28 protein-coding genes are annotated in these 26980 nt (G+C 66.7%); 12 read left to right on the forward strand and 16 right to left on the reverse strand.

The window, feature by feature from the left end; translation table 11 throughout:
- Nucleotides 1-14 precede the first annotated feature (14 nt).
- Entirely contained in the window at nt 15-1427 is a 1413-nt protein-coding gene (locus EH209_RS03780) for a hypothetical protein (RefSeq protein ID WP_126661608.1), read from the forward strand.
- 117 nt (nt 1428-1544) lie between these two features.
- Nucleotides 1545-2789 carry an ArsA family ATPase gene (locus EH209_RS03785; protein ID WP_126661609.1) on the forward strand — a complete coding sequence of 415 codons (1245 nt, stop codon included), beginning with the start codon at nt 1545-1547 and terminating at the stop codon, nt 2787-2789.
- A gap of 509 nt (nt 2790-3298) precedes the next feature.
- Here the strand turns inward: EH209_RS03785 and EH209_RS03790 are convergent.
- The 3 genes from EH209_RS03790 to EH209_RS03800 all read right to left on the reverse strand — a co-directional run bounded on the left by EH209_RS03790 (nt 3299) and on the right by EH209_RS03800 (nt 5499).
- A complete protein-coding gene (locus EH209_RS03790) occupies nt 3299-3781 on the reverse strand; it encodes a universal stress protein (RefSeq protein WP_126661610.1) in 483 nt (160 codons plus the stop codon).
- 69 nt (nt 3782-3850) lie between these two features.
- Entirely contained in the window at nt 3851-5047 is a 1197-nt protein-coding gene (locus EH209_RS03795; protein WP_126661611.1) for an MFS transporter, read from the reverse strand.
- Nucleotides 5048-5121: 74 nt separating this feature from the next.
- On the reverse strand, nt 5122-5499 hold the full coding sequence (locus EH209_RS03800; protein ID WP_126661612.1) for a tautomerase family protein: 378 nt from the start codon (nt 5497-5499) through the stop codon (nt 5122-5124).
- 297 nt (nt 5500-5796) lie between these two features.
- On the opposite strand from EH209_RS03800, the gene EH209_RS03805 reads away from it, so the two are divergent.
- From EH209_RS03805 to EH209_RS23870, 3 genes are all read left to right on the forward strand, one after another.
- A complete protein-coding gene (locus EH209_RS03805) occupies nt 5797-7623 on the forward strand; it encodes an SLC13 family permease (RefSeq protein WP_126661613.1) in 1827 nt (608 codons plus the stop codon).
- A gap of 97 nt (nt 7624-7720) precedes the next feature.
- Complete coding sequence (locus tag EH209_RS03810) at nt 7721-7996, forward strand: helix-turn-helix domain-containing protein (protein ID WP_126661614.1); 276 nt, start codon at nt 7721-7723, stop codon at nt 7994-7996.
- Nucleotides 7997-8334: 338 nt separating this feature from the next.
- The gene (locus tag EH209_RS23870; protein ID WP_164721991.1) at nt 8335-8475 is read left to right on the forward strand and encodes a hypothetical protein; all 141 of its coding nucleotides are present in this window, start codon (nt 8335-8337) and stop codon (nt 8473-8475) included.
- 516 nt (nt 8476-8991) lie between these two features.
- Here EH209_RS23870 and EH209_RS03815 read toward each other — a convergent pair.
- Nucleotides 8992-9945, reverse strand: a complete 954-nt coding sequence (locus EH209_RS03815; RefSeq protein WP_126661615.1) for an SDR family oxidoreductase — start codon at nt 9943-9945, stop codon at nt 8992-8994.
- A gap of 155 nt (nt 9946-10100) precedes the next feature.
- On the opposite strand from EH209_RS03815, the gene EH209_RS03820 reads away from it, so the two are divergent.
- On the forward strand, nt 10101-10997 hold the full coding sequence (locus EH209_RS03820) for a universal stress protein (protein WP_211338316.1): 897 nt from the start codon (nt 10101-10103) through the stop codon (nt 10995-10997).
- A 36-nt stretch (nt 10998-11033) separates the two neighbouring features.
- On the opposite strand, the gene EH209_RS03825 is transcribed toward EH209_RS03820, so the two are convergent.
- Nucleotides 11034-11831: an endonuclease V gene (locus EH209_RS03825; RefSeq protein ID WP_126661616.1), complete on the reverse strand. Its 798-nt coding sequence runs from the start codon at nt 11829-11831 to the stop codon at nt 11034-11036.
- A gap of 71 nt (nt 11832-11902) precedes the next feature.
- A complete protein-coding gene (locus EH209_RS03830; RefSeq protein ID WP_126661617.1) occupies nt 11903-12823 on the reverse strand; it encodes a rhomboid family intramembrane serine protease in 921 nt (306 codons plus the stop codon).
- A 292-nt stretch (nt 12824-13115) separates the two neighbouring features.
- Between EH209_RS03830 and EH209_RS03835 the strand changes: the two genes are divergently transcribed.
- Genes EH209_RS03835 through EH209_RS03845 form a run of 3 tightly spaced genes read left to right on the forward strand, consistent with a single transcriptional unit; the run spans nt 13116 to nt 15828 of the window.
- A complete protein-coding gene (locus tag EH209_RS03835; protein ID WP_126661618.1) occupies nt 13116-13556 on the forward strand; it encodes a DUF5788 family protein in 441 nt (146 codons plus the stop codon).
- On the forward strand, nt 13557-15308 hold the full coding sequence (gene polX, locus EH209_RS03840; protein ID WP_126661619.1) for a DNA polymerase/3'-5' exonuclease PolX: 1752 nt from the start codon (nt 13557-13559) through the stop codon (nt 15306-15308).
- Between the two features lie 43 nt (nt 15309-15351).
- Nucleotides 15352-15828: a Mut7-C RNAse domain-containing protein gene (locus tag EH209_RS03845; protein WP_126661620.1), complete on the forward strand. Its 477-nt coding sequence runs from the start codon at nt 15352-15354 to the stop codon at nt 15826-15828.
- An 88-nt stretch (nt 15829-15916) separates the two neighbouring features.
- On the opposite strand, the gene EH209_RS03850 is transcribed toward EH209_RS03845, so the two are convergent.
- From EH209_RS03850 to EH209_RS03860, 3 genes are all read right to left on the reverse strand, one after another.
- Nucleotides 15917-16126: a dodecin family protein gene (locus EH209_RS03850; protein ID WP_126661621.1), complete on the reverse strand. Its 210-nt coding sequence runs from the start codon at nt 16124-16126 to the stop codon at nt 15917-15919.
- 96 nt (nt 16127-16222) lie between these two features.
- The gene (locus tag EH209_RS03855; protein ID WP_126661622.1) at nt 16223-16993 is read right to left on the reverse strand and encodes a PHP-associated domain-containing protein; all 771 of its coding nucleotides are present in this window, start codon (nt 16991-16993) and stop codon (nt 16223-16225) included.
- Nucleotides 16994-17018: 25 nt separating this feature from the next.
- Complete coding sequence (locus EH209_RS03860; RefSeq protein WP_126661623.1) at nt 17019-17447, reverse strand: hypothetical protein; 429 nt, start codon at nt 17445-17447, stop codon at nt 17019-17021.
- Nucleotides 17448-17568: 121 nt separating this feature from the next.
- Here EH209_RS03860 and EH209_RS03865 point away from each other — a divergent pair, with 121 nt between their 5' ends.
- A complete protein-coding gene (locus EH209_RS03865) occupies nt 17569-17856 on the forward strand; it encodes a DUF7565 family protein (protein ID WP_126661624.1) in 288 nt (95 codons plus the stop codon).
- Nucleotides 17857-17976: 120 nt separating this feature from the next.
- Here EH209_RS03865 and EH209_RS03870 read toward each other — a convergent pair whose 3' ends face one another.
- The 3 genes from EH209_RS03870 to EH209_RS03880 form a co-directional block, all read right to left on the reverse strand.
- Nucleotides 17977-18789, reverse strand: coding sequence for an alpha/beta hydrolase (locus EH209_RS03870; RefSeq protein ID WP_126661625.1), 813 nt, complete (start codon nt 18787-18789; stop codon nt 17977-17979).
- Nucleotides 18790-19110: 321 nt separating this feature from the next.
- Nucleotides 19111-19548: a transcription elongation factor Spt5 gene (locus EH209_RS03875; protein ID WP_126661626.1), complete on the reverse strand. Its 438-nt coding sequence runs from the start codon at nt 19546-19548 to the stop codon at nt 19111-19113.
- On the reverse strand, nt 19548-19724 hold the full coding sequence (locus tag EH209_RS03880; RefSeq protein WP_008894453.1) for a protein translocase SEC61 complex subunit gamma: 177 nt from the start codon (nt 19722-19724) through the stop codon (nt 19548-19550). Before EH209_RS03880 ends, EH209_RS03875 begins: the two co-directional genes overlap by 1 nt.
- 131 nt (nt 19725-19855) lie before the next feature.
- Between EH209_RS03880 and EH209_RS03885 the strand changes: the two genes are divergently transcribed.
- Nucleotides 19856-20047 (forward strand): hypothetical protein, encoded by a 192-nt coding sequence (locus tag EH209_RS03885; RefSeq protein WP_008894452.1) that lies wholly within the window; start codon nt 19856-19858, stop codon nt 20045-20047.
- Nucleotides 20048-20279: 232 nt separating this feature from the next.
- On the opposite strand, the gene EH209_RS03890 is transcribed toward EH209_RS03885, so the two are convergent.
- The 3 genes from EH209_RS03890 to EH209_RS03900 all read right to left on the reverse strand — a co-directional run bounded on the left by EH209_RS03890 (nt 20280) and on the right by EH209_RS03900 (nt 23396).
- Nucleotides 20280-21464, reverse strand: a complete 1185-nt coding sequence (locus EH209_RS03890) for a S1C family serine protease (RefSeq protein WP_126661627.1) — start codon at nt 21462-21464, stop codon at nt 20280-20282.
- A gap of 76 nt (nt 21465-21540) precedes the next feature.
- Entirely contained in the window at nt 21541-22194 is a 654-nt protein-coding gene (locus EH209_RS03895) for a bifunctional 4-hydroxy-2-oxoglutarate aldolase/2-dehydro-3-deoxy-phosphogluconate aldolase (RefSeq protein WP_126661628.1), read from the reverse strand.
- Between the two features lie 143 nt (nt 22195-22337).
- Entirely contained in the window at nt 22338-23396 is a 1059-nt protein-coding gene (locus EH209_RS03900; RefSeq protein WP_126661629.1) for a TrmB family transcriptional regulator, read from the reverse strand.
- A gap of 194 nt (nt 23397-23590) precedes the next feature.
- Here EH209_RS03900 and EH209_RS03905 point away from each other — a divergent pair, with 194 nt between their 5' ends.
- Nucleotides 23591-25636 (forward strand): glucan 1,4-alpha-glucosidase, encoded by a 2046-nt coding sequence (locus tag EH209_RS03905; RefSeq protein WP_126661630.1) that lies wholly within the window; start codon nt 23591-23593, stop codon nt 25634-25636.
- Nucleotides 25637-25702: 66 nt separating this feature from the next.
- Here EH209_RS03905 and EH209_RS03910 read toward each other — a convergent pair whose 3' ends face one another.
- Nucleotides 25703-26839 carry an ABC transporter ATP-binding protein gene (locus EH209_RS03910; RefSeq protein WP_126661631.1) on the reverse strand — a complete coding sequence of 379 codons (1137 nt, stop codon included), beginning with the start codon at nt 26837-26839 and terminating at the stop codon, nt 25703-25705.
- Between the last annotated feature and the right edge of the window lie 141 nt (nt 26840-26980).

Consider the following 26980-nt stretch of genomic DNA (forward strand, 5'->3'; position numbering starts at 1 on the left):
TTGTGTAGTGAGTGATGGCCCTCGAGGTCCTCGTCGCCGCGTTCGTCCTGACCCAGCTCTGTTACGCCGTCGTCAACTGCGGCCTGCTGGCGCTGTTCCTGCGCCGACCCGCGAACGTCGTCGACGAGCGGACGCTCGGACGAGTTCTCGAGGCCAACGGCGGCCAAATCGGTCGCGAAGACGGACAGTCCAGCCGAGTCGCTATCCAGACTGACGGCGGTTCTCTCAAGGGCGAACGTGGTTCACCTGGGCGCAAACGCAGTCTCGGCCCAGACTGTCGGCTACCGTCCCCCCTCCGCCGGCGAATCCACGTCTTCGTGCCGCTGGTCCATGGCCGCTGGCGGGGCCTCGAGTCGACGCTCGCGAGCATCGCCGCCCAGAGCTATCCGACGTCGCTGGTTTCGGTCACCGTCGTTTACGAGCCTCGCGAGACGGACGCGATCGCACTCGAGGGCGCGATCGACGCCGAGCGGCCGCCGGGGCTCGAGGTCGAGACACTCTCACTCGACGCTGCGGCCCGTACGACCGACCGATCGAACGACGACGGCGCGTGGTGGGCTACTGGAACGGGAACGTCGCCGACGGCGGCGACCATGCTGACCGCCGCCTTCGAGTCCCGCTCGGTCGCGGCCGACGACCTCGTCGCCGTCTTCGAGGCCGGAAGCTGGCTGCCGGTCGATGCGTTCGAACTCGCCGTCGCCGGCCTCGAGGAGTACGACATCGTCCAGACCAAACACACGGTGCGCGACGTCGACGCGGGGATCCTCCCGCTGCTCGACTCGATGGCGACGGCGGCGTGGTCGGATCTGGGCCACCGCTCGAGTACGGGGCCGTACCACCTGCTGGGTTCGGGCTATCTCGCGACCGGGCGCGTACTCGAGGACGTCGCGGCGTGGCGGCGCCGGACGGGCGACGACGTCCCGCTCGGCCTGGCCGCCTCCCACCGGGGCGACACGCTCGGCGTCGTCGATCGGTATGTCCGACTCGACTGCCCACCTGGGCTCGAGGCATGGCTCGACCGGCAGCGAGCGTGGACGCGCGACCTGTACCGACGGGTCTTCGCAAAGAGCTGGAGCGGCCTCGACGACCTTCGGTGTTGGTCCGGGACGCTGCTGTTGCAGTCGCTGGCGCTGCTCTCCGCCGTCGGGGTGCCTGCTGCGGCGCTCGTCGCGGTGCTGTCCACCAGCGGCGCGTCGGTGACACTCCCGCTGACGGTGCGGCTGCTCGTCGGCTTCAACGTCCTCGTCTGGACGTACTACTGCCTGCGGGCCTACCGAGCCGCCTGGGACGCGGTTCCGTTCCGCTCGTGGCCCCACAGAGTCGCGTACTCGGTTCTCGTGAATCCGCTCTCGCAGGCGCTGTATGCGACGCTGTGGGCGGCCCCGATCTGTCTGGGGCTCGTCGACCTCGCTCGCGGCGATGCGTGACCCCCGAGCCGTCGGATCGAGAGATCTGTGGCTCCACCGGCGTCGATTCCGATCGCGACTCGAACGGAGTCGCTCGAGACCGACGAATACTCGTGACAGGGTAGCGAATCGATCGCTATGAGCGGAATCGACGCCGAGCGGGTCGACGAGGAGGCCGAGACGGCGGACGAGACCGACGACGCCCACACCATCGAGGTGACGCCGACAGACTCCCTCGAGGACGACGAACGGGAAACCATCGACGTGGAGCCGTCTGACGAACCCGTCGACGGCCCGGACTACGTGCTCTACGGTGGGAAAGGTGGCGTCGGAAAGACGACGATGGCCGCCGCGACCGCGCTGGACAGCGCCCGCGGCGGCACGTCGACGCTGGTCGTCTCGACGGATCCGGCCCACTCGCTGTCGGACACCTTCGAGACCGACGTGCCGGCCGAACCGGCCCGCATCCGCGACGATATCCCCCTCTACGCGGCCGAGATCGACCCCGAGTCCGCGATGGAGGCGGGCGAGGTCGCCTTCCCCGGTGCCGGCGGTCCCGACGACGCGGCGAACGCGGACGACGGAACCGCGGGGTCGTTCGGCGGCGGTTCCGATGGCGGTGCGGGCCCCTTCGGCGGGGGCGACGGCGCGGGCGATATGGGCGGCATGGGAGGGCTCGGCGACCTGCTCGGCGGCGGCGACGGATCGCCGATGGAGGCGCTGTTCGGCGGCGCGATGCCCGGCGCCGACGAGGCCGCCGCGATGCAACTGCTGCTCGAGTACATGGACGACCCCCGATTCGAGCGGGTCGTCATCGACACCGCGCCGACGGGCCACACCCTCCGGCTCCTGAAGCTCCCGGAACTGATGGACACCATGATGGGTCGGATGATGAAGATGCGCCAGCGCATCAGCGGCATGCTCGAGGGGATGAAAGGGATGTTCCCCGGCCAGGAGGCGCCCGAGGAGGACGACCTCGAGGACCTGGACGAACTCCGTGAGCGCATCGAGCGCCTACGAGCGGCCCTGCAGGATCCCGCGCGGACGGACTTCCGGATCGTCATGGTCCCCGAGGAAATGAGCGTCTTCGAGTCCAAACGCCTGCGCGGGCAACTCGAGGAGTTCCAGATTCCGGTCGGTACGGTCGTCGTCAACCGCGTCATGGAGCCCCTCTCGGACGTCACCGACGACGTTCGGGGCGAGTTCCTTCAGCCGAACCTCGAGGACTGCGAGTTCTGCCAGCGCCGGTGGGACGTCCAGCAGGGCGCCCTTGCCGAAGCGCAGGAACTGTTCCGCGGCACCGAGGTGCGGCGCGTCCCGCTGTTCGCCGACGAAGTAAGAGGTGAGGGGATGCTCGAGGTCGTCGCGGCCTGTCTGCGGTGATTGGCGCGTTGATTTAGTGATTTCAACCGGTCCGTTGGAATCGCTTGCAGTCCTCGTGAACTCGTTCGTTATATAAAATCACTAATGGAACTGTCCGGACTATATTCTAATTGTCCCTCCAAAGAAAAATATTTAGAACATGGTGACATAAAAACAGGTATGAGCGAGGGACAATTTGAATTCCTCTACAGCGTAAATATCGTGGTAATTTTAGCTCTTCTCTCCTCTGCGATCGGTTTATATATGTATTTTTATGAAGGGAGAGATCGCGTTGGGCTAGTTATGTCTGTCACAGCGCTCCTTCTAGTTGGTATCTATATGTACACTATCAGCAATTACTTGGTAGTATCTATATTAGTCCTCACAGCCATTTCTATGGTTGTCTCTTCATTGAGGTATTGAGTACGATCAGATAGCGAATTCCGTAACGTGCAGTCGAGGACCCCACAACTCGTTCTAAATAGCGAAATCGTGCACAATCTACTGACAGTGAAGCCGATCCACTGGCGTTACGCTGACTCGCCGTCGCCATCCTCCTCGGCGGAGACGACCGTCACCGGGCGATCACTCTCGAGGATCACCGCCTGCACGACGCTGCCGAACAGGACCTTGCCGACCGGCGAGCGCTCGCCGACGCCGAGGACGATCGCGTCGTTGTCGAGTTCCGACGCGGCCTCGAGGATCATCTCGGGTGCTTCGCCCGTCGTCTCGTGGATCGCGTACTCGACGCCGGCCGCCTCGAGGACGTCGGCGGCGGTCTCGACGGAGGCGGGCAGCCGCTGGACGTTCCTGAGGTTGTCGGCCATCTCCTCGGCGTACTCGTCGGAGAAGCCGCCGGCCGCCCACTCGGCGTCGGGTGCCGTCACCTCCTCGTGGACGTGGAGGACATCGACGCGGATCTCCGCGGCGGCCGCCGGCAGGTCGCCGACCGCCTCGGCCTGGGCGCGCGCTCGCGATTCGTCGTCGTCGACCGGGAGCAGGACGCGATACATGTGCTACCGTACGTCGTGTGAGTCCTAAAGTCGTCCTCCGATTCGCGCCCGAGTGCCGCCGCCGAACCGTCACTCCCGCATCGCCGGCTCGTCGACCGGCGGCTCGAGGCAGACGGCGTAGGCCAGCAGGCCGGCGGCAAGGGCGGTGCCGGCGGCGAGCAGCCACCACGAGGCGCGGTAGCCGACGACGTCGGCGAGGTATCCGAACGCGGGCGGGGCGACGACGGAGCCGGCGACCAGGGAGAGCTGGCCGGCGGCGGTCGCGCCGCCCATCTCGTCGGCGGTGACCAGCGTCGCCATGTAGGAGTAGTAGACGCCCGTGTTCCCGAGGACGAAGAACCCCAGCACGGAGAAGGCGACGGCGGCCGCGACGGGCGTCGCAGTCGCGGCGACGACGACGAACAGGGCCGCGCCCGCGAGCGCCTGCACGATCAGGATCGCGCCGATCCGAACGTGGGGTTCGCCGGGGAGATTGTCGCTCAGCCAGCCGCCGGCGAGGCGACCGACGCTGCCGAACAGCTGGACCAGCGCGAGGACGATCCCGCCGCCGACGACCGAGGCGCCGATCGATTCCTCGAGGTACAACACCGTGTAGCCCGTCGTGGTGAACAGCGCCGCGCCGAGGAAGAAGCCGGCCGCGACGAGCACGCGGTAGGGGCGGTTGCGAGACAGCGCCCGGAAGTCCGGATACTCCGCTCGCCCGCCCTCGCCTGCGCTGCGATAGCAGACGGCGAAGACGCTGGCGACGACGAGGGCGGTCCCGGCGGCGATCAGGAAGCCGGCCTGCCAGAAGAGCGCGCCCGCCAATCCGGTCACGAGGAGGGCGCTGACGCCGCTGCCGGCGGTGACGCCGACCTGTTTGATCCCCAGCGCGAGGTTCTGGCGGCCCGCCGCGATGGCGCCGTAGATCGCCTTGTTTGTCCCTGGAATCGCCGTCGCGTACGTCGAACCGAGGACGAACGCCGCCGCGAGCAGGAGGGGGTACGTGGGTGCGCTGGCGACCAGCACGGCGCCGATCCCGAGCCCGACGAGGCCGACCGTCAGCGTCCGTCCCTCGCCGAAGCGGTCGATGACCGCCCCGACCGGCAGGAGCCAGACCGCATAGCCCAGGGTGAGCGCCGTCACGACGAGGCCGACGGTGAACCGGGAGAGGCCGAACTCGTCGCGGAAGAACGGCGTCACCGCGAAGACCGTGTAGTAACAGACGCTCGCCGACACCTGCCACAGCGTCACGAGCGAGACCGTCCGCCAGTACGACCGGTCCATCGGACGTCACGGCCTTGCCCGAGGACGCGCTTGCCTGTCCCGGTAGCGAAGACGGGCTCCGGGTCGCGCCGGCGCTACTCCTCGCCGTCCCACTCGCCGCCGACACGGTCGACGCCCATCATGTGCTCCCCGGGGTGTTCGGTGAAGACGACCTTCGCGTTCGCTTCGGGGACGTCGAACGTCTCGCAGACGTACGCCATTGTCTCGAGCGCGAACGCGCGCTTGCGCTCGAACGGTCGGCCGCGCCGGATCTCGGCGTCGAGGAAGACGATCGGCCCGTCGACCGCGCGTCCGAGGTGGAGGTCGGCCGGGTCGCGCTCGCGGATCGTCACCGCGACGTGGCCCGCCGTCGTCTCCATCTCCGCCGTGTAGAGGTCCGTCACCCGGTCGGCCAGCGCCGTCTTTTCCTCGGCCGACGGCGACAGCGTCGTGTCGAACTGTAAGAGAGGCACACCTCGAGTAGAGCGCCCGGGGAGTTGGCGATTTCGCCGCTCCCTACCGGAAGCGACGAGCGAGGGCCGAGCGGCGGCGCGGCAACGGCGCGCGACTGCGTGGAGACCGTGATCGACCGAACGCGCGGTAATCCGACGCGGAGCAACCGAGCGCGGTTCCGACGTGGTGTCGATCACAGGAATACAACTCCAGTCGTGTTGGCTACCGCTCGAATCCACTGTCTTATCTCCGTGATATTCTTCAATAGGTGGTGAAATCGGTACCGTTTACACCTTCTACCTGGAACCGCTAGAAAAATGGTGCGGAACTCTCGGAAAACGATTCAAAAGTTCACCCGTGTGCTCTGGGCGTCGCTGTGGACACTCAACGCCCAGACGAAAGCGTACCTCACGCTCGACGCACCGCTAATCCTCGAGGACATGGACGGCGTCTCCGAGGAGGAGAAACGCCTCGCGCGGCAGGTCTTTCCGGACGGGGGCCGCGATCCGGGCGACGCCACTGCGGCCGAAAACCGGACCGCCGAAGGCGGTCCCGGAAGCGGCGACGATCCCGGCGGTAGCGGCGGCGACCGGGGCGACGATGGGAACTCCCCGTTCGACGTCGGCGGGACGTACGATCTGCGCCAGCGGATCGGGTTCGTCCTCGGGCCGCTCCTGTTCGCCCTGATCTTTCTCTCGCCGACGCCCGACGGTCTGTCGGCCGCTGGGAAGGCCGTCGCCGCGGTCACCGCGTGGGTCGCCGTCTGGTGGATGTCCGAGGCGATCCCGATCCCGGCGACCTCGCTGTTGCCGATCGTCCTCTTTCCGCTGACCGGCGCGCTCCCGGTCGCGGACACGACGCCGTCCTACGGTCACCCGCTGATCTTCCTCTTCATGGGCGGGTTCTTCCTCGCGATGGCGATGCAGCGGTGGGGTCTCCACCGCCGGATCGCCCTGCGGACGATCAAGGCCGTCGGCACCGAGCCCTCGCGGCTCATCCTCGGGTTCATGCTCGCGACCGCGTTTCTCTCGATGTGGGTCTCGAACAGCGCGACCGTTATGATGATGGTCCCCATCGCGCTGGCGGTCATCTACCAGACTGCCGATCTGGTCGACGAAACCGGGCTCGACGTCGACACGAGCGAGGGCAACTTCTCCTTCGGCATCGCCCTGATGCTCTGTATCGCCTACGGCGCGTCCGTCGGCGGCGTCTCGACGCTCATCGGGACCCCGCCGAATGTGCTCTTTGCGGGACAGGCCGACGCACTCTTCGATCAGTCGGTTTCCTTCGCCGAGTGGATGCTCTACGGCGTCCCCATCTCGGCGATCGGTCTCGTCGCCGTCTACATCTACGTCACCCGCGCGGTGTCGCCGCAGTTCGACGAACTCCCCGCCGGCGCGGACACGATCGATCGGGAACTCGAGAAACTTGGGCCGATGAACAGGCAGGAAAAACTGGTCGCGATCGTCTTCGCCGGGATGGCCGTCAGCTGGATCGGGGCCAGCCTGATCGGGCCGCTCTTCGGCGTCGCGCCGCCGGAGGACGCCGACACCATTGTGGCGATCGGCGGCGCGATGGTCCTGTTTACGCTGCCGACGACGGTCGAGGGCAATCGCACCTTCCTGCTCGACTGGACGAACGCCGTCGACATCCCGTGGGGGGTCATCCTCCTGTTCGGCGGCGGGCTCGCGATCGCCTCCGGCTTCGGCGACACCGGTCTCGCGGCCTGGATCGGCGAACAGCTCCAGGCCCTCGAGGGCGTTTCGATGATCGTCGTCCTGTTCGCCGTCGTCTCCATGACGATCTTCCTAACGGAGGTCACCTCGAACACGGCGACGACGGCGATGCTGATGCCCATTCTGGCCGGCGTCGCGGTCGGCATCGGCGTCCACCCCTTCGGGCTAATGATCGCCGGGGCGACCGCTGCATCGTTCGCGTTCATGCTGCCCGTCGCGACCCCGCCGAACGCGATCGTTTTCGGCAGCGGCTACATCTCGCTGCCCCAGATGGCTCGCATCGGCGCCGGCCTCAACATCATCGGCATCGCGTTGATCACGCTCGTCGCCTTCGCGTGGCTGCCGATCGCCTGGGGGATCGACATCACGACGTTGCCGACCGAGTTCGTCGAGGCCTGGGAGGCCTAAGACGCGACTAAATTTCCATTGGTAATCGGATTCCGAGCGGCTGGGAACCGGGTGTGAGGTTCATACGGTCGGCGGCAGTTCGTTCGTGTGAGACGGTATGCCAGGCCGCGAGTTCACACAGCAAGAGCGGGCCCGAGGGATCCTCAAGGCGCTCGCAGAGACGAGTCAAGCGACGACCACCGAACTAGCGACGGCCCTCGAGACGCATCCACTCACCGTCGAGCGCCACTGCCGGGCGCTCCAGCGGGCCGGATACGTCCGTCGCTGTACGGGCGGCGCGTACGCGCTCGTCGAGACCGACCTCGACTCGAGCGCGCCGTCGCCCGACGATGCGACCGTCGGCCGGCAGCGGTCGACGAACCCTGCCGACTGATCGGACACCCTCGAGCGGCGAGCGACGTCCCATAGCTCATCGCACAACCCCGTGGCATCCAGTCGCTCACCGACCGTACTCGATTCCCGCGTCTCGCCGTTCGAACGGGCGTCCACCGCGCGGTCGAGTTCCGCTCGTCGTGGCTGGCTGCCGGCTCACCCGGTACTTCGATTCTTCCTGACTCGCACGCACATATTCGGTTGACCGGTCTGTTTCGTCGATATCGTTCGAATGTCAACACATTTACCGACAAATTGAACGGCGCAGTTTCGAGAATTGTTAGCGATAATATCATTTAACACTGGTGACGTGATGGTCCCGCACGAGGCGATACTCAAGTGGGGGACACGGCCACGACCGACGCGATTAGGGAGATCGACCTGGTCTTCGAATGGCGGCGGCTCTGCCACGCCTGCGGGGAACGGAAGCGGTTTAAGAGGCTGATCTGTGACGACTGTCGCGAGCGCTACAACGTGTGACTACCGCGGGAGCGGTTAGTCCACGGCACCCTACCTGCGCTCCGACGACTCGATGTTCTCTAGATCCTGCCGCCCTCCATACGCCGGAGTTGTTCACAGTTTGGGCACCGAGTAGAGCCGTCAATCTGAGTAAACTTCCGCTCCCCACAGTCAGAACAGCTACCATCAGGATACCGAACCATACTAGCTTGTGATCAGAAAGACTGTATAAGTCTTCTGCTGACACCCTTCCCGCGCTGGAGCACGGGGATACCCGCGTGGAGCGGGTTAGAATTGTAGCTCCCCGTCGGATAGCTACTGAGTATGTCTCGGATAGTTATTCAGGTAATGTGACACCGGTAACTCAGTTTGTCACTCCGAGTGGGGTTGTGTCGCCATCCGGCAGATGCATCCCCGTCCGCAAAAGCGCAGTTGTTCAGTTGTAGCGGAAGAGCAACGCTTTCGCCGTTTATCGACGGTTGAAGGAATCCATCGATCGCACGGACGCCACACAACTGAACTCGAGTACTGAGCGTTTCAAACCAGTTTTCGGAGGAGCTTGTAGCCCGCATCGCGCAGCGGGTCCGGCAGGAATCGCGCGTAGACGCCGTACTGGGCCAGCGGCCCGACCGGATACCGCGCGGGCGGTTCGGGTGTCGTAGCGGACTCGAGGATCGCCGCGGCGACGTCTTCGGGGCTGGAGGCGAAGGGGCCGCCGTTCCCGCCGCCGATCAGTTGCATCTCGCCATAGATCTCATACAGCGACTCGTAGGCGGGCGTCCGCTCCGATTCGGGCAGTTCCTCGTCGACGCGGTCGCTGAAGTTCGTGTTGACCGGACCGGGCTCGATCACGGTGACGTCGATGCCGAACTCCTCGACCTCCGCGCGCAGGGAGTCGCTCATCGCCTCGAGGGCGTGTTTCGACCCCGAGTAGGCGCCCGAACCGGGGAACGAGACCCGGCCGACGACGCTCGAGACGTTGATAATTCGGCCGGCGCCCTGGGCGCGCATGTGGGGGAGGACGGCTCGGGCGAGCCGGTGGGGGCCGTAGACATTGACGTCGAACTGGCGGTGAAGATCCGACGTCGCGACGTCTTCTATCGGCCCCATCTGGGCGTAGCCCGCGTTGTTGACCAGACAGTCGATCGCGCCGGCGACGTCGACAACCCGCTCGACCGCCCGCGCGACCTGGTCGGGATCGGTGACATCCAACGCGAAGGTCGTACAGCCCGCGTCCTCGAGATCCGCGATGTCTTCGGGATCGCGCGCGGTCGCGAACACTTGCCAGTCCTCGCGCAGGAACGCGGCCGCGGTGGCGCGTCCGATGCCGGACGAACAGCCGGTGATCAGGACGGACTTCTTGCGGGTGTAGCGGTCGTCCTCGTCGCCGACGGGTTCGCCGCCGTCCCGTGCCGTCTCGCGATCCTCCTCGACGACGGTGCCTTCCGGCCCGTCCTCGTCGGTTCCCTCGACGTCCTCAGCGGTGGCCATACGCGACAGGTTCGAGAGCCGATACCTAAGTAGCGACGGTTTGTCGCGCAGATCGTACTGTTCGATCGAGACGAAAACCTCGAATTCGTTCCGAGCGCTGACTGTCACGGAATCGGACCGAGAACTATTCACTCCCGTGGCGTGATGTAGCACACATGACCGGCGCGACGGCGGAACACCCGATACTGGTCGCGGTCGCGAATCCCGAGCACGCCACCCAGTTAGTCCGAACGGCCGGCGACCTCGCTCGAGCGAGCGGTAGCGCGGTCCGGATCGTCTCGATCGTCGTCAAGTCCCGCGACTCGCCCTTCTCCGTCTACTCGGACGAGGCGATCATCGAACGGTACTCGGGACGCAGTCGGGACATCGTCGATCGCGCGGTCGACGTCGCACCCGACGACGTCGCGGTTTCCGGCGAACTGGTCGTCAGCCGATCCGTCGCGGACGGTATCCTCACGGCGGTCGAACGGACCGATCCGCGAGCGCTCGTCGTCGGCTGGGAGGATCAGACGCGTCGCACGAACGCCGTCCTCGGGACGACGGTCGATCGCCTCCTCGAGCGGGCCCCGTGCGACCTCTACGTCGAGCGTATCGGCACTGAGGCCGACGGCGTCGACTCGATCTTGGTCCCGGTCGCGGGCGGTCCGCACGTCGGTCCGGCAGTCGGCGTGGCGAAAGCGATCGCCGCGCGCAACGACGCGACCGTGGTCCTCCGGTCGGTCGTCGATCCCGACACCGACTCGGCTACGGCGCACGAGTTCCTCGCGGACGCGGCGGCGTCCCTCGAGGCGGCACCGGGCCCGAGCGTTCGGACGGAGTCGCTGGTCGACGAGGGCGACGATGTCGCCGAACGACTGCTCGAGGTCGCAGACGACCACGACGTACTCGTCTTCGGCGCGACGCGCCAGGGAGCGATTCACCGTCGCCTCGTCGGGTCGATCGCGCGGACGGTGGCGCGTCGAACCGATCGAACCGTGATCCTCGCCCGCGACGGCGAAACCGTCGGCGGACCGATTCGGCGACGGATTCGGCGGCTCCTGCCGACGGCGTAGCGACGCGAATCGACGGCCCGGACCCGCCCTTTCCCGTCAGGTGCCCTCGTCGAGGTTCCGCTTCGCCTCGTCCGCGTAGTTGTCGGCGAGGCGGACGGGTTCGGGGAGTTTGTACGACGAGGCGAGCGCGAGCGCAGCGTCGGCCGCCGTTTCGGGACCGACGCGGTGGCCGGGGCTGACGTACAGGGGGTTGATGTACCGGTTCGGCGAGTCGTACTGGCGCGTCTGGACCGCGTAGCCCAGCAGCGTGCCGTCGGGCGCGTCGACCCTCGAGTTCGCCTCGATCGGTATCCGGGTCCCTTCGGAGCGGTTCTCGGTGTCTTCCGTCGGGGAGCCACAGAGCAGGCTCTTCGCGACGCCGATGCTCGGCACATCGCGGACGACGCCCATGTGGGTCGCGATGCCCGCCTGCCGGAAGTGGATGCGGCCGCTGCCGTCGAAGAGGAACAGATCGGGTTCGACCGAGAGTTCCTCGAGCGCTGCGAGGATCGGCTGTCCCTCGCGGAAGGAGAGCAGTCCCGGAATGTAGGGGATCTCGAGGGGCGTCACCGCATGGACGCGTTCGATCACCTCGCCGCCGCGCATGGCGACGACGGCGGAAAGCGCCCGGTCCTGATCGCCCGCCTCGTTCGTGAGAAACGACTGGTCGACGCCGACGACGGTGGGCGGGTCCGCGCCGCTCGAGGCCGCCGCGAGCGGATCGCCGAGCGTCGCGGGATCGAAGTCGAAGTCGTCCTCGAACGCCGCGGCGTCGGCGATTTCACGCTGCATGGCTTCCATGTCGTCGCGCTCGAGCGAGGCGTCGGGAACGAGGTCAGGGCGGACCGTTGGCATCGATACGCGGACGTTGGCAGCGGGCGAAAATCAGTGTCCGGGTTGCACGACGCGAGACGGTTGGCGAGCGGTTAGAACCGACGGCGACCGCCGGGGCCGCCGGGACCGCCACCGCCCCCGAACTCGAGGCGGTTCGGTGCGCTAACGTTCCGGTTTTGCTTGATGTACTGGCCGTAGGCGAGGCCGATCACGAGGCCGACGAGGTGAGCGCCGTGTGCAATCCCGCCGCCGCCGCCGATCACGCCGGAGAGGAAGGTGATGCTGATGAGGGCGTAGCCGGCCGTGAGGAGCCAAATCGGAACTGGAAGGATGAAGTACAGGTAGACCTTGAGGTCCGGGTTAAGGACGGTCAAGACGCCCAGGATAGCGAGTGCCGCGCCGCTGGCTCCGAGGACGGCGGTCGGATACCCCTGAAAGACTGAAATAGCGACTTGACTGAGTCCGGCGAGGACGCCGCTGACGACGAACAGGATCGCAAAATCCCGCGACCCGACGTAGCGCTCGACCAGCGGGCCGAAGAAGAATATCACGATGCTATTTCCGACGATGTGCATCAAATTGTTCGTGCTGTGGGAGAAGATAGACGTGACCCACGTCCAGACGTATTCGACGTTCCACGACGTCAGCAGGAACAGCGATTCGTAGAGGGAGCGGCTCCCGAACAGCTCCACGACCAACTGAGCGAGGAACGTGAGCCAGATCAGCGCGAGGAACGTGTAGGTCATGTTCCCGCGGAAGTAGGCTAACGGTCCGCCGGCACCCGTATTTATCGGGATCTTGTCAGCGAGACTCGAGGCTTTCGAGGTCCCCCCACCGCCGTTGACGGATTCGTCGAACCCGCTGTCGAAGACTCCCTGCGGGTCGTTCCAGTCCTGGAGCCCGGTGCAGTCGTGGTTCTCCGGCAGCCGGTGGTCGGCACAGAAGGTTCCCCCGCAGTGCCGACAGTTGTAGGGCATGCTTTCGTCTTTCCCACACACGTCGCACTTGGCCATTGACCGGGGGTATGTGTGGCACCGCTAAGGGATTTGGGGTTCGTTCCTCGCACCGCACGCCGGCAGCAGGCGCGGTGATTCGCCGCCGTATGCTCGGGTTTCGATTCGCTGATCAGTAATTCCCGTCTGGTAGTCTGGTCGTACGAACCGTTACGGTCAGTGATGCGACGCCGCAGTGGCGCGTTAGCTCTCCTTCGGCGGTCGACTACCGGCTACCGGCCACCGATCGACGCTGCCGATCGCTCCGGCGTCGGACTGTACATTTTTGCTCCCGGAACCCCCATATCGAAGCGTGCAAGAGTACGAGCGCAAGCAGTTGCTCGAGCGCGTCGAGCGCGAGGGGGCGACCGTCGGCGCGGACATTCCGGAGACGATCACGGTACAAGGCGAGGAGATCGACCTCCGAACCTTCGTCTTCGAGATCAAGCGCCGCGAGACGATTCCCTCGGGCGAGCGCGACCGCGTCGAGCAGGCCAAACGGAACTTGCGGCGGGAACGCCTCGAGCGCCTCGAGGCCATTGAGGAGGGCGACATCTCCCGCGAGGAGGGCGAGGAGCTCGCGGGGAGCATCATCGGCATCGACCGCGCGTTGAACGCCCTCGAGAGCCTCGGCCCGACGGATCTCGAGCGCGAACAGCAAGCCCAGAAGGCCCAGGATCGCAAGCGCTGGATGTCGTTCCTGAAGAAGGCGCTCGGAGAGGACGAGGGAGGCGCCTCCCGGAGGGGTCGGTAGATGGCGACCAACGCCGAAATCGCCGGCCGGTTCGAGGAGTTCGCCGACCTGCTCGAGGCCAACGACGTCGAGTACAAGCCCCGCGCGTACCGGCGCGCGGCCGAGAACATCGGCGCCCATCCCGTCCCGATCGCCGACCGCGTCGAGGACGGCGACGAAGAAATCTTGGAGGAGATCGACGGCGTCGGCGACGCCATCGCCTCGAAGGTCATCGAGTACGTCGAAACCGGCGAGATCGAGGAACTCGAGGAGCTCCGCGCGGAACTGCCGATCGACATCGCCGACATCACACGGATCGAGGGCGTCGGCCCCAAGACCGCGGGCAAACTCTACCGCGAACTGGGGATTGAGACGCTGGACGATCTCGAGGAAGCCGCCGAGAACAACGAAATTCAGGAGGTCAAGGGGTTCGGCCCGAAGACCGAGCAGAACATCCGCGAGAACATCGACTTCGCGCGGGAGGTCGGCCAACGGCAGTTGCTGGGCGAGGCCCGGCCCCTCGCCGACGACGTCCTTGACTTTCTCGAGGGACTCGAGGCGGTCGAGCGCTGCGAGGTCGCCGGCTCGATCCGGCGCTGGCGCGAGACGATCGGCGACGTGGACGCCCTCGTCGCGACCGAGGACGGCGAGGCCGTAATCGAGGCGTTCGTTGACTGGGACTCGGTCGACAGCGAGATCGAGTCCGGCCCGGAGAAGGCCAGCGTCCGGGTCGGCGAAATCCGGGTCGATCTGCGCGTGGTCGTCCCCGAGGAGTTCGGCTCCGCGCTGCAGTACTTCACCGGGAGCAAGGACCATAACGTCACGCTTCGCAACTACGCGATCGACCGCGGGATGAAATTGAACGAGTACGGCGCCTTCGACGTCTCGGACGTCGAGGACCACGAAGCGGGGCAGCGCGTCGGCGAGCGCGTCGCCGGCGAGACCGAGGAGGGGATGTACGAGGCCCTCGGCCTGCCGTGGATCCCGCCGGAACTCCGCGAGGATCGCGGCGAGATCGCTGCCGCCGAGAACGGCGACCTGCCGGATTTGCTCGAGCGCGACGATATCCGCGGCGACCTCCACACCCACACCGAGTGGTCCGACGGGAACACCCCGATCGAGGCGATGGTCGACGCCGCCGCGGAGCTGGGCTACGACTACTATGGCGTCGCCGACCACGCCGAAGGCCCCGGCATCGTCGGCGGGATGGGCCTCTCGGACACCGAAATCTTAGAACAGGTCGAGGCGATCCGCGAGGTCGCCGCTGCCGCTGACGTCGAGGTCCTCGCCGGCATCGAAGCTAATGTCGACGCCGACGGCGAGATCGGTCTCACCGAGGAGGTGATCGAGGCGCTGGACGTGATCGTCGCCTCGACCCACAGCGCGCTCAGCCAGGACGCGGAGACGGCAACCGAGCGGCTCGTCCGCGCCGCCGAGAACCCGGCGATCGACGTCCTCGGCCATCCCAGCGGTCGCCTGCTCAACGAGCGCTCGGGACTGGAGTTCGACGCCGCCGCGCTCGGCGCGGCCGCGGCCGAACACGGGACCGCCCTCGAGGTCAACGCGAACCCGCGCCGGCTCGACCTCTGGGGCAGCGCCGTTCAGGCAGCCCTCGAGGAGGGCGCCCCGATCGCCGTCAACACCGACGCCCACCAACCGTCGACGCTCGAGTACATGCGCTGGGGCGTCCACACCGCCCGGCGCGGCTGGGCCGAGCCCGAGGACGTGATCAACACCTGGGAACTCGAGGAGCTGCGCGAGTTCCTGCACTGACCGCTTGGCGGCTCGCTGCGCTTCTTCCGATACCACGACCACGATGCAACTACTCCTCGACGTCATGTGCGGCGGCCTCGACGCCTACCTCCGGATGTGCGACCACGACACCGTCTACGCCGGCGACCGCGGACTCGAGGCCGACGACGCGCTGCTCGCGCTCGCTCGAGACGAAGACCGAATCCTGGTCACGCGGGACGTCGCCCTCGCGGCCCGCGCCGACGATTCGATCCTGCTCGAGTCCCGCGACGTGGAGGAGCAGTTGTCGGAGCTCGCCGTCGCGGGAGTCGACCTGACGCTCGCTGCCGAACCGCGGTTCTGCGGGCGCTGTAACGGTCACCTCGAGCGTGTCGAATCGGCGGCGACGACGCCCGAGTACGCGCCCGACCCCGCCGAGACCGCCGTCTGGCGCTGTCGGGACTGCGGCCAACACTTCTGGCGAGGCAGTCACTGGGACCGCGTCGCGCGAACGCTCTCGAAAATCGGGGGGAACGGTGACGACCCGAACGAAGACGGATAGTCCGACTGCGCCGGGTCTCGAGCCACCTCGGATTTCGATCCGGTTCCACTCGGTCCCGCTCTCCTGGCTGGGTCCAACTGAGTCGCTCCTATCGTCCCTCAGGGACGAAGGCCACGTCGAGGGTCGTCCGGTACCGCTCGATCGTCCCGTCCTCGACCTCCGCGGTCTGCGATTCGATCTCGATCCCGCTGATGTTCTCGAGGGTCTCGTCGGCGTCGTCGAGGGCGTTCTGTGCTGCGTCTTCCCACGACTCGGTCGAGTTTCCGGGCAGCTGGATGACCTTGACTGTCTCTCCCACGGTCGTCGGAGAAAACCCCGTCCAGCGGCGTAGTGGTTCGGCGTGAGAATGCTACCACGCCACAATATCCGCGGTCGGCGGTCCGCGCTCGGCCGCTCAGTAGACGGAGACGTCGTCGAACCGACCGTCGTAGGCGATGTGGCGGGGATGGGTCGGCTCCGTCCCAGAGAGGAAGAGTCGGTCGACCTTCTCCCAGGTGTTCTCGTACCCGAGATGGGCGAGTTCGGCGGCCATCGTTTTCCACCGCCGACCGCCATTCCGGTAGACGACCCGCCTCGAGACGTCGCCCTCGAGCGCGTCGACGAGATCGGCCTCGGAATCGATTGCCGCGTCGAACGTGGTGTAGGCGACGCCGACCGATCCCGTGAGGTGTGCGTACGACGACGCAAACGGCGCGATATCGAGCGTTTCGGAGAGCTCTCGGGCGCGCCGATTGTTCGACGGGAAGTGCTTCGGATTGAAGATTTCGACGGCGTCGACGAGATCCCGGTACCGTCGCAGGTCCGCCTCGGTCAGGCCCACGGTCGCGAACTCGGGGTGGGGCGCCAGCACGGCGGCGTCTTGGCGCTCGAACTCGTCCATCGCCGTCTCGAGCGGGATGAAGTCCGGTACCGGCTCCTCGAGACCGATCGCCAGCACGTGTTTGCGCTCGTGCCACGATCCAGTGAACACCTCGCGACCGGGGATGACGTGGAGCCGGTCGGTGGAGTACGTGGCCGCCTCGCGACGGATCTCGGGAACCCGCGTGAAGTGGGGCGCGTACACGATCGCGTCGAGCCCGGCGTCGATGGCTCGCTCGACGACCCGGTCGTCGAGCACCTTCACGTGACAGTCGATTCGCGTCTCCGCTGGCGCTCGCTCGCTCACGTCATCCTCTTTCGAGACGGGAGAGTTATGAATTCTGATTTTCCGGCCACGCGACGGTCTCCTTGATCGCGTCGACGATCGGCTCGACCGGTTCGTCGGGTTCGACCGAGATGAACAGGCCGTCGTCGCCGACGTAGACGCGGAGGATCTTCAGGAAGTCCATCGCCGTTGCGATGTACTCGACGCGGTCGGCGTCCGGAAACAGCGTGTTGCGGAAGAGTTCGATCTGCATGAAGTCCATGTGGACGTTCGTGTGGATCCGTTCGAAGTGCTCGAGCATCGCGTCCTTGCTCTCGTACATCGCGATTGTCTCGTCGGCGATGTACAGCGGGCGAAACGACTCCGTATCGTACTCGCAGAACGCGTAGAGGGGCCCGGAAACCGTGTTCTGGACGACCTGCCGAACGCGGTCGGCGTCGAACGAGCACAGCTGCGAGCGGTTCGTCGCGGGCATAGCCGATCGTCGGCGGCCAGCGGTGAATCCCTGTCGGACGGTACACGACTCGAGTCGCGACTCGAGGCGGTGGCTGCGAAAGGATCATTAGGCCGGCTGCTCGATACATCAGTGATAGTGAATGCCCTGGGAATGCGGAATCGACGGCTGCGGTGCGGTGTTCGAGGACGTCGAGGCGACCGTCGTCCATCAGGCGACGGAACATGAACGGCGGGAGTGTAAGGTCTGTGGCACCGTCGTCCCCGACGGCTACCTCGCGATTCGACACGCCTTCACCGAACACAGCCGGGCCGAGTACGTCCGCGCCTACGGCGCGAGTTCCGAGGCGGTCCGCGAGCGCGAAGAGTTGCTCGAGGAGATCGAATCGGTCGCGGACATGCAGGCAATCGCCACGGAGCTGAAACGGTAGACGACCGTACCGACGGGATTTTCGCCTTTTCTCCGCCGAGCACCGTCTCGTCGCTTCCGAAGCTCGTCTCCTCCGGGCAGTTCGGAGATATCGAAATAGCGGTATCCGGCCGGCTCGCCGTCAGTAGTTGTCGACGATCGCCGCCACGCAGCCGGTTGCCTCCCTGTAGGCGGAGTGGTCCGAGACCGAATCGCTCACGTCGACGTCGGCGTAGTTGTCCGGCGTGGTGCCGTCGCCGAACCAGCCGCCGCAGTCCGCCGGGCCGCTCCCCAGCCTGGCGACAGCGTCGTTCGTCGAGTAGTAGTTGTGGACCGCTTCGGCCGAGGTCTGGATTGCGTCGAAGAAGTCGCTGTCCTCGCAGGGCGCGTTGGACGCCTCGTACGAACCGATGCCGTCGGCCGTCGCGACCGTGAACTCGCCGTCGATAGCCGCGAGCGTTTCCATCTGGACGATCCCGCCCATGGAGTGGCCGAGGATCCGGATCGTCGTCGACGGATTCGCGTCGACGTAGTCGGCCAGCCAGGCGGCGAACAGGTCGCCGGTGTCCCTCGCGCTCTGGATCGCCGTCGTCGGCAGGCCGCCGTCGTCCCAGGTGACCGCCGCGACGAGCTCGTCGTAGCCGACGGCCCTCGCCGTGTCCCGGAACGTCGCGGCCCGCTCGACGCTGGCCGACGAGCTCGTGTAGCCGTGGATCTTGAACACGATCTCCGCCTCGTCTTGCGGTGCATCGGTGACGGCCGGAACGCCGTCTCGAAAGTCGAGCTCCGCGATTCCGTCGGTGTCGGCCGCGACCGATCCCGACGCGACGCTCACCCCGGCACCTGCGACGATAGTCGTCGCCGCGGTCCCGAGGAGCCGTCGCCGCGAGACCGAACCGTCGCTCGTCGGTGCGCTGTTCTTCGCCGTCGAATTCGAGTGTCCCTTCGATGGCATCGTCGATCGTTCGCACTGTGATGCGAACGGAAGATCGTTTCACGAACGCACGTATAATATTTATTTTCGTATATATACTGTGTAGTAAATAGCCGGGCCGTCAGAGACGGAGGGTGCTCGAGCGACGACGGAGGCTGCATCTGGTGTCCGCGACGCCAACGGTCGGACGCACCGGTGGGCGAGGACGTGAAACCGCGGAGAAACCGTTCGTCGCGAGCGTGAACGGTGGAGCGACGCGGCGATCGGTCGCGGTCGGCGGCGACCTACCGACCGTCGGAGTATTCAGCGCGGCTTCACCGCGCTGACTGCTTGATGAGCGCCTTAGCGCTCGTCGCTATCGAGCACGCGAATCTGGTCGCCCCGAACCGTAACCGGAATCGGAACCGTGGCCTCGTACAGTTCGACCGTAACCTGATCCTTGCCTTCGTCGATGCGCTGGACCTGTGCCTTCTCGCCCTTGAACGGACCGGCGATGAGTTCGACGATGTCGCCCTCGGCGATCCCCTCGACGTCCGGCTTCGGCGAGAGGAAGTGCTCGACCTCCGAGATGTCGGAGGTGCCGGGGACGATACTGCGCGCGTGCGGGATGTCCTCGAGGACGCGGTTCAGGGCCGCGTTTCCCTCGGCTTCGACCATCACGTAGGAGGTCAGCGAGTCAGGCGCGAGCGCGGCGTGGATCTCCGGCTCTTCGCGGTTGATGATCATGTCAGCGACGGTGCGCTCCTGACTGGCCGTGGTCTTGACGGCGTAGATACCCATCAGAAACCACCGCCGGTCAGGAACAGCATGATCCCACCGATGATGAAGCCCATCAGCCCGATCAGTAGGACACCTGCGCCAGCGATCTTCGATACCTGGAGGAATTCCTCAGTCGTGGGTGTCGTCGCCATCTTCAACACCCGAACGTACGAGGTCAGGTCGTACGGAACGTCCATATCTATTCGTTCACAGCGCGGCGCCTTTTATCTGTCTTTCGCGTCCTCCGACTGTTCGGTTCGTTGATACCCCATGACGTTGCACTCGACGGCCCGGCGACCAAACCGCTCGAGCGCGAACTCCGACTGTCATGGCCGAAGACGATTCCGACCGCGCAAACGAGTACGAGGCGGAACGAGAGGCCGAAATTGAGGACGAGATGGAACGCGTCGATCAGGACCCGGACCAGGTCGACGAGGGCGACGACGACCTCGGCAAGCAGAACGCCCCCCGCGAGGACGCGGAGGACCTCGAGGACCTAGAAGAGGCCGAAGAGTCCTGATCGCGCCGTCGGTCCAACTCGGTTCGGCGATCAGACCGGCTTCGATCGGCTCGAGTTCTGTGAGTCGCTTCGAGACGCCTCGAGTCGGGGATGCGTCCAGCCCTCGCTCGAGGTAGCAATCGGTCGAACCCCGGTAGCACCGCGTCTTCGTCGTCGACGAACTCCGTCTGATTCGGACCGAGGGAGTGGCTTTCGCCGTCCGCGGCGATCGGGATCGGCGGAAGGCGGTCGATTACGGCCCCGTCGACGGCGGTCGCTCGCTCGGGCCGCTCGGAATCCCGGTTCCCGGTCGTTCGATGTTCGGCCGCTCCGCGAGCGTCAACTCCACGGTTTGCTCCTCGCCGTCCCGGACGATCTCGAGTTCGATCGTGTCCCCGGGCGAGGTCTCGAGGGCGAGATACGCCGAGAGCTGATCTTGATTCGGGATCTCCTCGCCGTCGATGGCGACGATCACGTCGCCGCTTCCCGGACCGCGGCGACCGGCCGGCGTGAGGACGCCGTCCGCGGGCGAGTTCGGAACGACCTCGGCGACCAGCACGCCGTTGGCTTCCTCGAGGCCGAGTTCGTCGGCGATCTCCGGCCCGACCGGTTGTACCCCGACGCCCATGTAGGGGTGTTCGTACGTTCCGTCCTCGATGAGCGCGGGGACGACCCGGTTTGCGAGGCGCGCGGAGATCGCGAAACCGATGGTCTGGGCGGCCCCGGCGAAGACGACGCCGAGGACGTCGCCCTCGAGGCTCACCAGCGGCCCGCCGCTGTTGCCGGGGTTGACCGGCGCGTCGGTCTGGATCGCGGCCGGGATCGAGAAGCCGGTGGGGCTGGGGAGCGAGCGGTCGATCCCACTGACGATCCCTTGGGAGACCGACGCGTCGAACCCGAGCGGGTTGCCGATCGCAAGCACCTCCTGGCCGATCACGGGTTCGGTCTCCGAGAGCGAGAGCCCGTCGGCGATGTCGGGCAGGTCGTCGACGCGCAGGACGGCGAGATCGCTGTAGGCGTCGGTGCCGACGACCGATGCGGGGCGCCACTCCTGGTTGCTGAACTGGATTTCGATTCCGCCCTCGCTGGCGCTCTGGACGACGTGGTTGTTGGTTACGATGTGTTCGTCGTCGATGACGAACCCCGTGCCGAGCCCGCCGCCACCGCCGCCGAGGCTGCTGCCGGAGATGGTGACCAGAACGACGGAATCGATCGTCTCGCGATACGTGTCCGTGTACGGGCTGTCGACATCGGCGCCGCCGTTCTCCTGGGTCGTCGCGTTCGAACCGTTGGTTTCGTTCTGTGCGGTGCCGCCACCGGTAGTGCCGAGACCGACCGCTGCTACGGCCCCGGCCGCGCCGACCGCGCCGAGTAGTCGTCTGCGAGTGCACTGATCGAGGTCTGGCGTCACGCCCGTTGCCACCCCGACGAGCGGCATAAAACAGCCACCAGCAGCAGCCGTCCGAGGGCGAACTCGAGGGACGAACCGATCTCGAGACGAGAGCGACGACGACCTACTCGCCGCGCGCCGCCTCGACCGCCTCGACGAACGAGGCGGCGGTCTCGCGAACCCGATCCATGTCGCCGTCGGCGATCGCTTCGTCGTCGACGATGGCGCCGCCGGCGCCGACGGCCACTGCGCCAGCGTCGAAGAAGTCGGCGACGTTGTCCCGCGAGACGCCGCCCGTCGGAATGATGTCGACGTCGCCCAGCGGCCCCGCGAGCGCACCGATGTGGCCCGGCCCGACCGTCGACGCGGGGAACATCTTGAGGAGGTCCGCGCCGGCCTCCATCGCCGTCACGGCCTCCGTCGGCGTCATGACGCCGGGGGCGACGAGGACGCCGCGCCGGTTGCAGGTCCGCACCACGTCCGGTTCGGTGTGGGGTGAGACGACGAACGACGCGCCTGCGTCAATCGCGGACTGGGCGGTCGGCGCGTCGAGAACGGTCCCAGCGCCGACGACCGCGTCGGTGTCCGCGAGTTCCCGGTCGACGGCCGCGATCTTCTCCGCCGCGCGCGTCCCGTCCGCCGTGACCTCGAGCGCCTCGACGCCGGCCTCGTGCATCGCCCGCGCGACCGGAACGATCTGCTCCTCGTCGACGCCGCGAAGGACCGCGACGACGCCGCTCTCGACGAGCCGGTCCCTGACGGTTTGCCGGTCGGTCATCCGCGCAGCCCTCCGGTCGCGTCCGTCGTTCGATACGCGCTCGCAATCCGTCCGCTAGTGAGACGTTCCATCACAGCGAGCACTGCGTGCCGCGGATGCAAGAAATTTACTCACGGTCGAAATAAGGGGCGTTCGAGCGGTGGTCACTCCTCGAGCGCGCGAATGGTGACCGACTCCGCCTCGTAGTCCTCGAGGAACGCGCCGGTGCCGCCGACGGTGTACCGCTCGCCGTCGACCTCGAGTTCGAACGCGTTCTCGATGGGGAGCGTCGAACTGACGGGCCGGACGAGACTCTGTCGGACGTCGACGACCTCGCCGGTGAGCGACGAGGGGAGATCCCGGTCGCCGACCGGCGAGCCGGTGACCGACGCCTCGATGCGCGTGTCCGTCGCGCGGTGGAGCGCGATCTGAAAGACGGCGCTCCGGAACCCCTCGTACGTACAGGGGAGTTCGTTCGGCGTCGTGACGTACCGCTCCTCCGCGGTCGGCCAGTAGTTCGCCAGGAACGAGCCGGCGAGGACGGGCGCGAGTTGCTCCTGGGAGATGGCGATCGCCCGCGTGTCGCTCGCCGATGTCGTCAGGATCTGACTCGGCGCGAGCAGCCCGTGGCGACCGTCGACCGTCAGCATCGTCGGCACGAGCGCGTCCCAGGTCCGGACTGTACTGGCCGTCCCGGCCAGCGACGCGATGTCCTGATCGCCCTCGGTCGCGCCCAACAGGAGGAGGACGAGCACCCCCCGGTCGACCGTCGCCTCGAGCGTCGAGCGGATCCGCGGGAGCACCTCGGCGGGCAGCGAGAGCGTCACCTCCGTCTCTGCACCGGCCAGCAGGTTCTCGATCCGCTTGATCACCGTCTGGCGGGACTTGATCACCTCGAACTGTTCGCCGGAGCGCTCCGTCGCCGTGAACCGCGACTCCAGTTCCGGTTCGATCTCCTCGACGCTGCGCGTCAGTCGCTCGACGACCGTCTCGGGCTGGACGGGTCGGATCACCGTCGGCACCGCGTGGTCGTCGACCTCGACGAACCCGCGCTCCTCGAGTTCCTCGCAGATGCTGTAGACGTAGCGCTTGGAGACGTCGGCGGCGTCGGCGATGGCACTCGCTTTCGACTCCCCGCGTTCGAGGATTGCGAGGTAGGTGTCGGTCTCCTTCTCCGAGAGGCCGAATCGCTCGAGCAGTTCGGCGAGCTCGTCGTCGTCCATGTATATTCAGTACGTCACAGATTGCAGGGTCAGTGTAAAATATGCTCGGTCCGGTCATCCCGACCGCTCCAGTTGGTCCGCCCGGTGTCGCGGGACTCGACCGTTCAGGCACAACGCGCTGGCGCCCGATCTTCGAAAAGTGAGAATACATTTTTCAACAAAGTTTATTGCTCCGGCTGCGAACTGAGAGAACGATGGAACTACACGGCGCGCTCAACGATTTCAAGCGATCGCAGGGGGAGCCGCGGCGGTTCCCCGGCGAGCGCAGGTCGACGCGGGGGCTCTTCTCCGGCCTCGACGAACGGCTCGTTCACGTCGCCCCCGACGGATCGATCAGGGACTACTCCTACCCGCTCTCGGGGCTGGCCGGCGTCGAACGCTCCCGGTTCGGCCTCGAGACGGACGGCGACGTGCGGTGGTTCGACGCCGACGACGTCGACCAGCGCTACGTCGACGACACCGCGGTCGTCGAGACAACCCACGCCGTCGGCGACGCGACCTGCCTGCAGTACGACGTCACGATCGGTCGGCTCCACCTGACGCACTTCGAACTCGAGCGGGGGGACGAGCTCTCCGGAAACGTTAGCCTCCACGCCTGCGTCGGCTTCGCTCCGGAGGGACGGGCGGGACGGGTCGGACAGCTCTGGCACGGCGACGCCGTCGAGGTCCACCACGACGTCGAACGCGACTTCCTCGCGGCCTCGACCGAGCTGTCGGCAACCGGGCAGGTCCCGGAGCGGTTCGCCGAACTCCTCGCGTCAGAGCCGGCCGACTTCCCGCGGTCGCCGACGGACGACCGCTACGAGGAGGCCCGACTCAGTCCGATCGCGATGTGCGAACTCGAACTCACCGGGTCGACGCCGAGCGCGACCATCGCGACGCTGCTCTCGGACGACGGCGACCGCGCCGCCACGCTCGAGCACGTCCGGACCGCCGTCGCCGAACACGCCGACCGCGAGACGGTCCTCGAGGCCGGACGCGACCAGGCTCGCGACCGGTTGCCCGACCCCGACCGTGTCGGCGACGGCGGGCTCTCGGATCTCCGGGCGCTCGCGCTATTGCGCGCGTCGACGGGCGCTCGAATCGCCGGCCCCGAATTCGACCCGTTCTACCGGTACTCCGGTGGCTACGGCTACACCTGGTTCCGGGACGACGCCGAGATCGCCCGCTTCCTGCTCGCGGCCGATCGGCGGCTGGCGCTCGGACTCGAGGAGTGGCACGAACGAAGCGCCCGGTTCTACGCCGAGACACAGCTCTCCGACGGCACCTGGCCCCACCGGGTGTGGCCGTACAACGGCGCGCTCGCTCCCGGCTGGGCCCACGGCCGCCTCGAGGGAGGCGAGTCCAAGGAGTACCAGGCGGATCAGACCGCGAGCGCGGCGGCGTTTCTCGCGACGTACCTCCGGCGCGTTGATCCCGACGACGGGCAGGTTCGGGAGACGCTCGCGGCCGCGGTCGACGGACTGGACGACTCGCTCGCGGCCGACGGCCTCCCCGAACGAGTCCAGAACGCCTGGGAGAACATGACCGGGCGCTTTGCCCACACCGCGGCGACGTTCCTCGAGGCCTACGCGGCGGTCGCCAAGGCGCCCGTCGACGACGCGCTCGCGGCGCGAGCGCGGGAGCGAGCGCGAACCGTGTACGACGCGGTCGACGACCTCTGGGTGCCCGAGCGCGGGATCTACGCGATGCGGACCGACGGCGACGACGTCGACGACCGGCTCGACGGCAGCACGCTCGCGCTCGCGTCGGCCCACCGGGAGTACGCCGCGCTCGAGGACGTCGACGGCGAGCGACTCGATCGGCTCGTATCTCACGTTGAGACCACGATCGACGGGCTCTACCGGAACCCCGCGGGGCCCGTCGAGGGGCTCGCGCGCTTCGAGGGCGATCCCTGGCGGGTCCGCGACCAGGACGCTGCGAAGATCTGGACGGTGACGACGGCGTGGGGCGCACACGCCGCCGTCGAACTCGGCGAGTTACTGGCGGCGAGCGACCGCGAGGAGAGCGCGGCGTTCGACGAACGCGGGCGCGACCTGCTCGCGCTGGTCGGGCCCGGTGGACCGCTCCGCAGACCCGGCGGCTATCTCCCCGAGCAGGTGTTCGACGACGGCACGCCGGACAGCGCCACGCCGCTGGGCTGGCCCCACGCTATCCGACTCGCGACGGCGAGTCTCCTCGAGGCGTCCGGATCGCCCGCGCGTGCTGACGCCGAGGACCGCGCGCCGCTGCAGGACTGAGTCTCCGCCTCGCGAGCGACGGTTTTCACGATATCGAACGGACCGCGGCGCGTACGGTCTCGAAAATCAGGACGTGACGGTCGGCGCCTCTCGTTCGCGGGTGAGGACGTTCCGACCCGTTTCGGCGTCGAACAGGTGGACGTCCGACTCGTCGAACGCGATCGTCACCCGATCACCCGACTCGAGGCGCACGTCCGAGTCGACGCGGGCGATGAACTCGTCGCTCAGCCCGAGGTGCAGGAAGTTGTCGGAGCCGACGGGTTCGACGACGTCGATGGTGGTCGCGATCGCGTTGGCCGCACCGTCGTCGGCGACGGTGACGTTCTCCGGCCGCACGCCGAGCGTGTACCGGCTCGACTCGAGGTCGTCCGCGTGACGGTCGACGTACGCCGCCGAGAGGTCGTACGCGAACTCGCCGTCGGGACCGATCAGCTGAAGTCGATCGCCGTTGGGCTCGACGGCGACGTCGACGAAGTTCATTGACGGCGAGCCGATGAAGCCGCCGACGAACCCGTTGACCGGCCGCTCGTAGACGTCGGTCGGCTTCCCCTGCTGCTGGAGTTCGCCGCCGTCGAGGATGACGATCCGGTCGCCCATCGTCATCGCCTCGTGCTGGTCGTGCGTGACGTAGACGGCCGTGATCTCGAGTTCGTTCTGGAGCCGCTGGATCTCCGCGCGCATGGTCGTCCGGAGCTTGGCGTCGAGATTGCTGAGCGGTTCGTCGAACAGGAACAGATCGGGTTCCCTGACGATCGCGCGGCCGAGGGCAACGCGCTGTTTCTGGCCGCCGGAGAGCTCGTCGGGCTTGTCCTCGAGGAGGTCCGCGATGTCCATCATCTCGGCCGTTTCGACCACCTGCGCTTCGCGCTCGGCCTCGGTCAGCTCGGTGCTCATCCGGAGCCCGAACGCCATGTTCTCGAAGACGGTCTTGTGAGGATACAGCGCGTAGTTCTGGAACACCATCGCGACGTCCCGGTTTTTCGCGTGGACGTCCGTGACGTCCTCGCCGCCGATCTCGATCCGGCCGCCGGTCGGTTCCTCGAGGCCCGCGAGCATTCGAAGCGTCGTCGTCTTGCCACAGCCCGACGGCCCGACGACGGTCACGAACTCGCCGTCCTCGATTTCGAGGGAGAGGTCGTTGACGGCGACGACTGATCCGGTGTCGTATTCTTTCCGCAGTGCGTCGACTGTGACCCGTGCCATGACACCACAATTACCCGGGGGCGATAAAACCCTTTCCAAAATTCGCTATCTTGGAAGTAATATCTCATCTAATGTTTTGAACGGGTGACGGACCCGGTTTCGCAACCGTCTGGTTGGCCAAACGCGCCGGTCGCGATCCTC

The sequence above is a fragment of the Haloterrigena salifodinae genome, from assembly GCF_003977755.1.
GTDB lineage: Archaea > Halobacteriota > Halobacteria > Halobacteriales > Natrialbaceae > Haloterrigena > Haloterrigena salifodinae.